Annotated in this window: 9 protein-coding genes; 7 read left to right on the plus strand and 2 right to left on the minus strand. The window is 41.6% G+C overall.

Annotation, left to right across the window (positions count from 1 at the left end):
* Positions 1-24 precede the first annotated feature (24 nt).
* Complete coding sequence (locus QQK06_RS12260) at positions 25-1,200, minus strand: MFS transporter (protein ID WP_284244984.1); 1,176 nt, start codon at positions 1,198-1,200, stop codon at positions 25-27.
* A gap of 154 nt (positions 1,201-1,354) precedes the next feature.
* Between QQK06_RS12260 and QQK06_RS12265 the strand changes: the two genes are divergently transcribed.
* Entirely contained in the window at positions 1,355-2,317 is a 963-nt protein-coding gene (locus QQK06_RS12265) for a LysR family transcriptional regulator (protein ID WP_284244985.1), read from the plus strand.
* A gap of 130 nt (positions 2,318-2,447) precedes the next feature.
* Here the strand turns inward: QQK06_RS12265 and QQK06_RS12270 are convergent, their stop codons facing one another.
* Positions 2,448-3,170, minus strand: coding sequence for a substrate-binding periplasmic protein (locus QQK06_RS12270; protein WP_284244986.1), 723 nt, complete (start codon positions 3,168-3,170; stop codon positions 2,448-2,450).
* 277 nt (positions 3,171-3,447) lie between these two features.
* On the opposite strand from QQK06_RS12270, the gene QQK06_RS12275 reads away from it, so the two are divergent.
* The 6 genes from QQK06_RS12275 (at position 3,448) to QQK06_RS12300 (ending at position 11,631) form a co-directional block, all read left to right on the plus strand.
* Complete coding sequence (locus QQK06_RS12275; protein WP_284244987.1) at positions 3,448-4,704, plus strand: efflux RND transporter periplasmic adaptor subunit; 1,257 nt, start codon at positions 3,448-3,450, stop codon at positions 4,702-4,704.
* A 57-nt stretch (positions 4,705-4,761) separates the two neighbouring features.
* Positions 4,762-5,496 carry an ABC transporter ATP-binding protein gene (locus tag QQK06_RS12280; protein ID WP_284244988.1) on the plus strand — a complete coding sequence of 245 codons (735 nt, stop codon included), beginning with the start codon at positions 4,762-4,764 and terminating at the stop codon, positions 5,494-5,496.
* 4 nt (positions 5,497-5,500) lie between these two features.
* Positions 5,501-7,927 (plus strand): FtsX-like permease family protein, encoded by a 2,427-nt coding sequence (locus QQK06_RS12285; protein WP_284244989.1) that lies wholly within the window; start codon positions 5,501-5,503, stop codon positions 7,925-7,927.
* A gap of 115 nt (positions 7,928-8,042) precedes the next feature.
* The gene (locus tag QQK06_RS12290; protein WP_284244990.1) at positions 8,043-9,416 is read left to right on the plus strand and encodes a sigma-54-dependent transcriptional regulator; all 1,374 of its coding nucleotides are present in this window, start codon (positions 8,043-8,045) and stop codon (positions 9,414-9,416) included.
* A 16-nt stretch (positions 9,417-9,432) separates the two neighbouring features.
* Positions 9,433-10,782: a sensor histidine kinase gene (locus QQK06_RS12295; protein WP_284244991.1), complete on the plus strand. Its 1,350-nt coding sequence runs from the start codon at positions 9,433-9,435 to the stop codon at positions 10,780-10,782.
* 87 nt (positions 10,783-10,869) lie between these two features.
* Complete coding sequence (locus QQK06_RS12300) at positions 10,870-11,631, plus strand: substrate-binding periplasmic protein (RefSeq protein WP_284244992.1); 762 nt, start codon at positions 10,870-10,872, stop codon at positions 11,629-11,631.
* The last annotated feature ends 38 nt before the right edge of the window (positions 11,632-11,669 follow it).

Here is an 11,669-nt window from a genome sequence, read left to right on the forward strand (position 1 = left end):
CAAGGTGATATCAAATCGTGTGCTTTACGCTTGATTGGCGTTTGCAAACGTTACATCTGGTGTTTGCTGTTGTGTGGGACGAATGGAAAAAATAGCGCTAACAATGAAAATTGCGCTACAGCTGTATAACATTGAGGTGAAATCACCGTCGCCAATTAAACCAGATGCCATCATAGGGCCAGAGGCTGCGCCAAATAGAGAGACTAACGCCGCAATGCTCGACAATTTGCCACTAGGGTCCATCTCTGCTGTAGTCGCTAATAAATAAGCATTTACCGCAGGCCATGCAAAAAAGATCAGAGACATGGCAATGACGTAATAGCCGATGGACATCGGCTTAAGGCTAAGCAAAAATGCGGCGATAATTGAAAAAACAATGCCTGAAATGATGCAGAATAATCGTCCTAAACGCTTACCGATTAATACAGGTAGTAATGCGCCAATTAAGCCTAATAGACTTGTTATCGCAATAGCGTTGTTAACATTTTGCTCAGCTATGCCTGCATTTAAACCAATCAGCCCAACGTAAGTCCAAATAGCATTTGCCGCACACAAATAAAGCATTAACGCACTCATCAATAATGCAGCGCCTGTTTTATTTATAATGCGACCTTTTATTTCAGTTGGAGCATCTGCTTTTAATGACTGGTCAGGTAAAGTAAATAGTATGCAAACACTAACTAAACTAAGCACCCCCATGACATAAAATACGGCATATGGGTCAAGTATTGCTTCAAGTGAAGGTAATATGGCCAGCACAACAAAACAGATACCAAATTGAGTAAAGAGTAGGGCACCAAAAGCACGATCTGGGCTGGCAAGGCGAGCCAGTATTGAAAACGAAATACCCATACAGAAACCACCAATAAAGCCTGCGATAAATCGCCAAACTAACATAATAATGTAGTCACTAATCCAAGATGTGCTTAAGTCGAATGTAGCAAGTAATACTAAAAATAGTGCTAAGACACATTTCCAGTTAACTTTACCTATCAAAAAAACTGCGGCGATGCTGCCGGATAAGGCGCCATAAATATTAAGTGCAACAATTTGTCCTGCTTCGGCTTCCGAAAAGCCAATGCTGCCAGCTAAGGCGTTAACCACGCCCGGTAAAAAGTTAATGTACGATGTACCCACCATAGCGATAAAGGCAAAGAAAAAATACATCAGGGTATTGGTTGGCGGAATAGCTTTGTCCATGTTTTCTCAAATTACAAAATATTCAACAATTAGCGCTATTGTAAATATTGAAAGTATCAAGAAAAATATCCTGAAATCCCTTTGTGTCATGAATACTATTCACGAATGTTTGCTGATATAGTAAAAAGCTTTTCGAGATAAACTTCGGCAGAAAATGGACAAGTTACGGTTATTAGAAATGTTTTTGGCGACCTGCGATGGTGGAAGTTTTGCGGCAGCGGCGAGATTATGCAATACCGATCCTTCTACGGTCAGTAAAGCCATTGCTCGATTAGAGTCGCAACTACAATTAACTTTATTTCAGCGCTCTACTCGTCAATTGTGTATTACACAAGCCGGTCAGCGATATGCAGATACTGTACGTAAGGCAATGCAGGATTTAAATCATTGTGAAGATGAATTAAAGCATCTCAATGACGCTCCCTCAGGGACGTTAAAAATTAATGCTGCTGTTTGTTACGGACATTTGTATTTGCGTCCGGTGTTGAAAGCTTTTTGTCAGCAATATCCTGACATCCACATTACACTCGATATTAATGATTTTCATATTGATATCATAGAGCAAGAAATTGATGTAACGCTACGTACTGGTTATGTAAAAGATAGCCGTTTAGTTGCGCGCAGATTAAGCCCGATGGATTTTTTGGTGTGTGCATCCCCCGATTATTTGAAGAAAAATGGCACCCCGACTTGTGCATCTGAATTTAATCATCATCAATGGATTGGGTTTCGTATAAAAGAAACTCAACAGTTACAGCCAATATTTTTACCAGACAGATCAGGGAAATATCAAGCGTATGAATTGCAGCGTACCCATGTAACTGACGATGGGGAAAGTATGGCTAATATGTGTATTGATGGGTTTGGTGTTGCTCAACTTCCACATTTTTTAGCGAAAAAAGGTTTAGAAAATGGTGGGTTGGTATCGTTATTTCCCTATTTTAGGCCACCTCAACATGAAAATGGGGTATTTGCGATTTATCCTAAACGAGAGTATTTACCTACTAAGGTAAGAGTATTTATCGATTTTTTAACGCAATGGCTAGCTGAGCACCAAGAAACGACTCACCACACGTGGGCGGAAAAGATCTCGGCATTAGTCACTTACAACGAATAACAAAATACAAACAGTAAAAAGCCAATGCTATGCCGTTATCGAGAATAACCTTTTTTGCAATCTATGCCTTGTCTTTAAGCTGTTAAACTCTTGCTCAATGACTAACTATTTATGCCGTTTATTATTAAGGTTATTGTACCTTGTTTTTAATCCGGTCAAATTCGCCATTGGCTTTCATTTGTCGTAGTTGCTGTGCCAGTTCTTTTGCCAGGCGTTGATGCTTTTTATGAAGATAACTATATAAATTTAACTGGGCGATGGCAGGTGATTGCTGCTGAATCGCCCCGTTAAATAGAAACTGATATTGATTTAAGATTTTTTGCCCTGTTTTCGCACTGGTAATGGTTAAATCTGCGCGTTCATGAAACACCATTTGAAACGCCTGATTGCTACTCCCTACAGGGAATAAATTTGGCAGTACAGCTTTGTGTTGCTCAATAAAATAGGTCCCCCTTTCATAAGCTATATTATAGGGGCTGAGGCTTTGCCAGCCGTTAACTTCAATCGGTTTACGGCTAAAAACGAATTGCTCTAAGCTAAATAATACTTCCTCTACTTTGATCAGGTTTGGATACTTGCTGGTTAATGATTCAATGCGAAAAGCAATGCCATCGATATTATTATTATTTGCAAACATCAGGCTGCGCTTATTGGGTAAGTGCTTAAGGGTAAACTGGTAACCTAGTTGTTGAAAAGCATGCTGTAAAATAGCATGTGCTTGCTTAAATAATAAAGATTCTGGTGTGTTAGTGGTACCAAACTCTATGTTTGGTTTAGTTTTTGTTAATGCGCAGCTAATGCTCGGTGGACTGGTTAGTATGCCGATCAGTAGTATTGAGACAAGTACCCGCATAGCGCTCCTTTTCACCCTGACATCTTATCAGTTTTGCTGGTCGCCCTGTATTTGTCAATTTCTGAGCCTTGCCAGCCAAACTTATGTGAATGGCTACCAGTTGTCGCAAAAGTGCGACAACTAAATTTGATAACTGTTTCGATATTGACACAATGCGGTCGGTTGTTTTTTATATCATTATTTATAAATCATTTAAAATCAATCTGTTATGGTTTTCTTTTCATTGGCACAACTCTTGTTCTTATTTTGTTATCAATTGGCGAGTGAATAACAAATTATGGATATAACACGAGAGAAAATTACCAAACCCATCTGGAAAAAATACTGGTATTTATTACCGCTAGCGTTATTAGTGATCTCGTTATTTAAGTTAAAAGCCGTCTTTGGCAATGCTTCTTATATGGTAGAGCAAACAGATGTGATTACGGCGCGAGTTGAACAAGGAAGCTTTAAAGTCAATGTGCGGGCCACCGGGGTGCTAAAACCGTTAAATATTCAATGGGTATCTTCGCAAGTTGCAGGAAAGGTTGAGCAGGTCCATGTAAAAGCCGGCGCTTATGTTGAACAAGGTCAGTTACTGGTGCAGTTGTCTAATCCTGAATTACATCGAGAGCTAGAAAAAGCGCGCTGGGAACTGGCAGCCAATAAGGCAGAAAGCAACGCTGCTTATGTTGCACTTGAATCGCAACTGGTTGATTTGGAAAACTCAGTGATCGCGGCAAAATTTAATTATCAGTCTGCCAAATTAAAACTGGATGCGGAAACCGCTTTAATTGAGCAAGGTAATGCCACGGTTTCGGCACTGGATTATCAAAAAAGTCAGCTGGCGGTAGAGCAGCAGCAACAATATTGGCTGGCACAAAAACAGAAAGTGGACAAGATGAAAGCCAATATGGCAGCGACTAAATTGGCCCATCAGGCGCGACTTGGCTTGGTTGAAAATAATTATCAGCGGATGCAGGAACAAGTGGATGCTTTACAGGTAAAAGCCTCTACTTCTGGGGTGGTCCAACAAGTATCGTTAGAATTAGGTGAGCGGGCACAGGTGGGTGATAGTGTGGTGTTAGTGGCCGATCAACAAACCCTGTTTGCTGAATTACAAGTGCAGGAAGTGCGGATACGTGACATTCGTATCGGCCAGCAAGTAACGATAGATACTCGTACCAGTGAAATTCGCGGCGAAGTGTTACGTATCGATCCCGCTGTAAAAGCTGGCATGGTGCAGGTTGATGTTAAGTTAACGGCAGAGTTACCGAGTGAGGTGAGACCTGAGTTAACGGTTGACGGCTTAATTGAGATCGCTAATATTGATGACGCGCTATATGTTAAACGCCCCATGTATGCCCCGCGTCATAGCCAAATCGGGTTATTTAAATTAAGTCAGGATAAGCAATTTGCCAGTAAAACCCAGGTCAATTTAGGGCAAAGTTCGGTGAATACCATTCAAATTGTTTCCGGTTTAGCGGTTGGTGATGAAGTCATTATTTCAGACACCACGGATTGGCAGGAACATCAGGAAATCATGATCAATTAACAGTTAAATAAATTACACCAAATTCGCAGAAAATATGGCGCATAAGAGGAAAGAATAATGACGGAATTAATCAAGCTAGAAAACATTGCAAAAACGTTTTTAACGGAAGAAATTGAAACGCGGGCATTACACAATATCAACCTTATTATTAATAAAGGGGAGTATTTGTCCCTAAGCGGCCAGTCAGGTTGTGGTAAATCGACGTTATTATCGTTGCTTGGTCTGCTGGATGTGCCGTCAGCAGGCAGTTATATGTTGGCGGGTAAAGACGTATCTAGTTTAAGCCGGGATCAACGCGCTACTATTCGTAGTCAACAAATAGGTTTTGTTTTTCAATCATTTAATTTAATTTCTGATTTAACTGTTGCGGAGAATGTCATGCTGCCACTTACTTATCATAAAGATAAGTCCAAGGCAGAAATGACAGATAAAGTGAATGAAGTGCTGGCGAAAGTGGAAATGGCACACCGTAAGAATCATTTTCCGTCACAGCTCTCAGGTGGACAACAGCAAAGAGTTGCCGTGGCGCGCGCCTTAGTCAATAACCCAGCAATTATTTTGGCGGATGAGCCGACCGGTAATTTGGATTCAAAAAATGCTGAATCGGTATTGCAACTATTTGATCAGCTGCATCAGGACGGCGCGACCATATGTATGGTGACTCATGACCCTGCCTCAGCAAAACGCGCTAGCCGTTCATTGGAAATGTTTGATGGTCAATTGGTTAAAGATGACATTAATCATGTGCGTCAATCTGGTCATCAAGCGACTGCAGAATTAGCTGTGGGGTAATAATATGTCTTCTATAATCATTGACATCAAATATGCGTTGCGTTTGCTATTAAAAGCACCGAAATTTACCGCCATGACCTTAGGGGTATTGATCGGTGGTTTATCCATTAGTTTATTTACCTTTTCGTTTTTATACTCCACCATCTATAAGCCGCTACCTTTGCCGGACGGTGAAAGTGCCAGGTCAATCGGTGTGATCACTCAAGGTAGCTATCGTTTACCCAGTGCATATGAATATTATCAGGTCAAAGATGATCTTAAGCATTTTGCTGAATTGGGCATTTACGATAATCGGGATGTTCGCATTTCAAAGCATGAGTCCGGTAAAAATATCTCTGGCAGCTATGTCCGAGCCGGTTTTTTCGAGTTTGCCCGGGTTAAACCGTTAGTCGGTCGTTTTATTCAAGCAGAAGATACTAAAAAAGGGGCGATGCCCGTTGCGTTAATTTCAGAAGAGCTATGGCAAAGTGAATTTAATCGCAGTGATGATGTATTAAACAAAACCTTGGAATTGAATGGCGAAATCACCCAAATAATAGGTGTGATGCCCAAAGGCTATCGTTTTCCAAACACTGCCCAGGTTTGGTTGCCGTTATCGGATAAGGTATTTGATTTGCCGGCGAATTTAAGTGAGCCGCATTTTGCTTATGCTAGAGTTAAACCAGGCTCTACACAGCAGGCAGCTGAGCAGGAACTTACTCAGGCGATCAATCAGGTTTATCAACAAAATGTCAAACTTTATGATATGCCTGATGTTGAAAAACGTGCCCAGTTGTTTACCTTTCAAATGGCACAAACCGGAGGCGAAGGGGCAATAGCATTTATCTTTTTAAATGCTGTGGCTTGGATGATCTTGCTATTGGCTTGTATTAATGTTGGTAACTTATTGCTGGCCCGCTCAATTGAGCGTAGTAAAGAAACTGCTATTCGCGCAGCGCTTGGGGCGACTACTTCACGATTAGTTAGCCAATTGATGTGGGAAGGGGTCATTATTTCAGTAGTGGGTGGTGTTTTGTCTTTGCTATTGGTGGGAGCGGCATTAGATTTTACTGAAATTACCTTCCATGCCTGGGTGCCGTCTGGCGGTTCATTTTGGTGGCATTATGGCATGGACATCGAAACGTTTTTGGTTGGTCTTGGCTTTATTGTGATTACGATCTTGCTTTCGGCATTTTTGCCGGCATGGCGTTCTGCCCATCAAGATATTAATACTACCTTACGTGATGGCACTCGTGGTGCTCAGGGTAAAAAAGCGGGTAAGTTATCAAGGTTTTTAGTCACAATGCAGATTTTTTTGGTGGCGATATTAATGTTAATAGGTTCGATTTCCGGCTATATCGCGCATACATTTATTAACTTGGAGTTAGGTGATGACTATTCTAATGTGATGAGTGCTCGCATTAACATTCCAACCAATAAATACCCTGAGCAAGAGCAACAACTGGCGTTAATTGAGCAGTTACGAGAGATAGTTCTAGAACATCCTAGTGTGCAAGGCGTGTTGTCAAACTACTGGACGGATATGTCAACCGTGACTTTAGATGGTGTTGACTATGCGTCAGAGCAGGAAAAACCACAAATCGATACCATAGGCGTGATCGGCAATACTGAAACCGTAGGAGTAAACTTAGTGACAGGGCGCCAGCTTTCCCATCGAGATAACTTAGGTAGCCGGCTCAATGTATTGATCAGTCAATCGATGGCTAATCGTTACTGGCCGGGGGAGTCGCCGCTGGAAAAAAGTTTTACTATGACAATAGACGATAAGGAACAAAGGGTCTTTGTTGTTGGCGTTGTTACTAACCGAATGAATCCGTCTAGCCTGTTTGGTTCGTTAGACGGTGCCGATGAAATTTATGTTTCGGGGCGTCAGTTCATTAATAGCTACCAAGTTTTTATGTATCGCCTATTGCCTAATACACCAAATGCTGAAGATATTTTCTATCGGGCGATGTTTCAGGTCGATCGCAATATTGAACTGGTCTATGCGGTACAGCCTGCTCAGGTAAATCTTAATAAAATGCGTGAATTCATGGGACTATTGTCGAACATTACTTTTGGCACTGGTTTTTTTGCCTTGTTGCTGGCCATGGTGGGTATTTATGGTTTAACCGTAAACTCGGTGGCGCAACGTACCCATGAAATAGGTATACGTCGGGCGGTTGGGGCCAGTGATAGAAATATTATCCAGCTGTTTTTAAAGCAAGGAGCCAAGCAGCTGACTATCGGTCTGGGCTGTGCGTTAGTGATTTTTGCGTTGCTTTCCTATGGCTTTCATAGCTTTACCGAAGAGTTGTTCCCAATATACATGTACTTTATGCAAGCTACTACGGTGGTGATAGGTTTGTCGCTCGTGGTGATGTTTGCCATTTATGCGCCAACCAAACGTGCGGTAAATATGGAACCGAGTACTGCTTTAAGGTACGAATAATATCCAATTAAATGGCGTTAACCCAGCGGGGTTAGCGCTATTTTCTGTTAATGCCTTGTTACCCAAGTGCTTTTTACATACAGTGACGGTAATGAGTTAATAAGAAAGATGTTGTGTGAAAAAAAGAATCTTAATTGCTGACGATGATATTAATATTATTGCCAGTTTAAAATATGTCTTAGCCGAACAAGGATTCGACATTATTGCGGTTACCACGCCACAGAGTGTGCTTGAACACCTTGAGCAACAAACGGTTGATTTAGTGCTACTGGATATGAACTTTCAGCAAGATACTACTTCAGGTGCCGAAGGATTGCAGCTAGTTAGTGCTGTACAACGCATTGACGCTAATATTCCGGTGATCGTGATGACTGGTTGGGCAACCATAGATATCGCCGTTGAAGCCATGCAGGCGGGAGCGAAAGACTTTATTCAAAAACCCTGGAATAACGAACGGCTGCTTAGTGCGATCAAGACGCAATTCGCCCTAGCGCAATCAAATCAGATGGCCGAGCGGCTCAACCAGCAAAATAAGCTGTTAACCGGTCAGACTCAGCTGGCGGATGAAAATGCTATCGTTGCTTATTCGGCCAAAATGAAAGAATTAATGGCAACCTTAACGGATTTGGCACAAAGTGATATGAGCATTTTGCTGAGTGGCAGTAATGGCACTGGCAAAAGCATGCTGGCGGCATATGTTCATAGTGTTTCTGCCCGAGCCGCTCATTCTTTTGTTCCGGTGAATATGGGGGCAATTCCTGAGTCCTTGTTTGAAAGTGAAATGTTCGGCCATAAAAAAGGCGCATTTACCGATGCTAAGGAAAATCGTATCGGACGCTTTGAAATGGCGGAGCAAGGCACCTTGTTTCTTGATGAGCTGGCCAATATTCCGTTGGCGCAGCAGGCAAAGTTATTACGAGTGTTGGAAGAGCGTAAGTATGAAGTGGTTGGTAGTAGCAAATCGCATGATGCCGATGTTCGCATCATCTCTGCTACTAATAGCGACTTGCTTGAGCAAATAGCGAATAATCAATTTCGTCAGGATCTTTACTATCGGCTTAATACCGTAGAAATTCGGGTGCCGTCATTAGCTGAACGTGTTGAAGATATTCCGTATTTAGCACAACATTTTTTGCAATTATTCAGCGTTAAATATCATAGATCTTGCCCTGCGCTATCTGATGCGGCATTAACTAAACTGCAGCAGTATGACTGGCCTGGCAATATCCGCGAGTTAAGTCATTTAATGGAGCGTTTATTGTTTACCAGTAAAAAGGCGGTGATCGACAGTCAGGATATTATGTTGACGGCAAATGGTGAACGTGAAAACTCTTTGGATGATCCCCAGTTAACCATGAATGAGATTGAAAAAGTGACACTGATTAAGCGTTTAGCCTTTCATCGTGGTAACGCCACTGAAACTGCGAAATCTTTAGGCTTCAGTCGCAGTGGTTATTATCGGCGTTTAGCTAAATATGAACTGGATTGATAAGTTAAAGCGCTTTTTGAGCGATACTAGCGGGTTGAACCTGTTAGATAACCAGCAGAAATTTATTTTACTGATCGCACTCCCTTGTATATTCACAATGACAATAGCGCTAATACATACTGAGGTTTCAGGTTACTTTATCGCCTTTTTGGTCTTTGTTTTTATACTGTTGACCACGTACGGTATTGTGGCGATTAGGCAGGTGTCTGATTTTCAAATTCGCACCCTGTCCAATTTAATCGAGTCTATGATAGATGGCGATTATTCTTTAAGAGGGCGGCTGCAAACTAATCAGGCATTTCAAGAGTTATTTAATCTTATCAATCAATTGTCAGATACCTTGGCTCGCCATAAGTTTGAAGCGAAAGAGTCACGGCTGTTGTTGGAAAAGATACTGGAGCAAATGCATGCCATGGTGCTGGCAACCGATCAACATGGCAAAATAGTGATGACTAACGACTCAGCGAAGAAGTATATTTTTCAGGGCCAGGCTAATGTCTTGTACCAGTCGCTAACGGCTACGGTGTTAGGCGCAGAAATTAGTCAAGCAAAACCTGGGATAATAAGATTTTCTTCTCAGCCACTAATTGGCGAGTATTTTCTGGTTAAAGAGCAATTTTTGGCGCAAGGACAGCCACATCAATTGTATTTTATTACTAACGCTGAACGCTTGTTAATCGAGCAGGAGCGTAAGGCCTGGCAAAGCTTGGTTAGGGTATTAAGCCATGAAATGAATAATTCGATGACGCCAATCGCAGCTATTAGCCAATCGATGCAAAATCAGCTTAGCGACCAGTCAAAAGCAATCGACAGGCAATCACTGGCGGCAGGAGTCGACATTATTAATGAGCGGGCTAAATCTTTAACTTCTTTTATCGCCAGTTATAGCCAGTTATCTCATTTGCCTAAACCAAATAAAGTTTCGGTGGGTTTATATCAAATGCTGCAAACGAGTGCTGCCTTGTTTCCCAAATTAACAACCGAGATAGATGACTCCTGCCAGTTAATGATAAATGTTGATAAGCAGCAGTTTGAGCAAGTGCTGATCAATTTGTTTAAAAATGCCCTTGAAGCTATGCTAGGACAAGCTTGTGCGTTGTTGAAGGTTTCAGTAATAAGTGATGAATTTAATACCGTTATTCGACTGGTCGATCAAGGTTGTGGTATTGCGAATTTTGAAAACCTCTTTGTGCCATTTTATAGCACTAAGGCATCCGGGAGCGGCATAGGTTTGGCATTGTGTCGCCAGATAATGTTTAATCATCACGGTACCATTAGCGTAACTAACGTAAAGGACGGTCATGGTGTTGAAGTTCAATTAAGTTTACCTGTTGATAAACATGCATTGATTGGAGGTGAAAAATAGTCACTTTTCTTCGATTTGGTCGACATCATTAGCTATGCTTAATTAAGAGTCTGTACGCACTTGTTATGTAGTCGGTGGTGTCGGTATATGAAGTGGATTTTACTATTTTTAGCGGTTATTTTCCTTACGGTCAGTGGACAAGCATCGTCTAATAATGAGCTATCTAAGGCGAAAAAGCAGATAGATGAGCCGCTGCGGCTTAAATATGAACCTTCGGGTTCTAATGCCTGGTTTCCTTATTACATTCATTCACAGCAACGCAAAGGTATTGTGCCGGAAATCATTGATTTGATTCTGCAGCGAGCCAATATTATCGGCGAAGAAGTTGCGTTACCGGCAGCTCGTACTAACTTAGCGCTAGAAAATGGCGACATTGATTTTGATTTTATAAATCCAGCGTGGCTGCCAGCAGATGTCCCTATTGAACGTTATGTTTTTAGTGCGCCAATTATTCCCGTGAAAGAGTCATATATTGCGTTAACGGCAAATGCGATTTCATTATTAACGCAAAAAATGAAACAGTCGGATCATGTGCAAATAGGTACAGTACGTGGCTACTATTACCATGATGACAACTTGTTTCAGCGGGTTGACTTTTCTTCTGAAAAAAATTTAATTATGGCGTTGCAACAGCGCCGGGTAAGCTATGCAATTTGTGATGATATTACGGCACAGTATTGGTCGAATGTTTTGTCGGTGCCAATAGTGATCGGTCAAAGTCACTCCGATGGCTTTCTTCGTATTCGTTTACGTAAAGAACTTGCCGTTATCATACCGCGCCTGAATCGTGCAATTAATGAATTAAAACATGCTGGCGTTATAGCAAAAATTATTGATTCGTACTTATAAACAAAGCGGCTCAATTGAGCCGCTTTGAATAATTTTGA

The organism is Thalassotalea insulae (assembly GCF_030161395.1).
Lineage (GTDB): Bacteria > Pseudomonadota > Gammaproteobacteria > Enterobacterales > Alteromonadaceae > Thalassotalea_E > Thalassotalea_E insulae.

What these genes read in the sequence shown, in the direction of transcription:
- QQK06_RS12270 (WP_284244986.1), bottom strand. Translation starts at nt 3,170, where the DNA reads ATGCGGGTACTTGTCTCAATACTACTGATCGGCATACTAACCAGTCCA.
- QQK06_RS12275 (WP_284244987.1), top strand. Translation starts at nt 3,448, where the DNA reads ATGGATATAACACGAGAGAAAATTACCAAACCCATCTGGAAAAAATAC.
- QQK06_RS12265 (WP_284244985.1), top strand. Translation starts at nt 1,355, where the DNA reads ATGGACAAGTTACGGTTATTAGAAATGTTTTTGGCGACCTGCGATGGT.
- QQK06_RS12285 (WP_284244989.1), top strand. Translation starts at nt 5,501, where the DNA reads ATGTCTTCTATAATCATTGACATCAAATATGCGTTGCGTTTGCTATTA.
- QQK06_RS12300 (WP_284244992.1), top strand. Translation starts at nt 10,870, where the DNA reads ATGAAGTGGATTTTACTATTTTTAGCGGTTATTTTCCTTACGGTCAGT.
- QQK06_RS12280 (WP_284244988.1), top strand. Translation starts at nt 4,762, where the DNA reads ATGACGGAATTAATCAAGCTAGAAAACATTGCAAAAACGTTTTTAACG.
- QQK06_RS12260 (WP_284244984.1), bottom strand. Translation starts at nt 1,200, where the DNA reads ATGGACAAAGCTATTCCGCCAACCAATACCCTGATGTATTTTTTCTTT.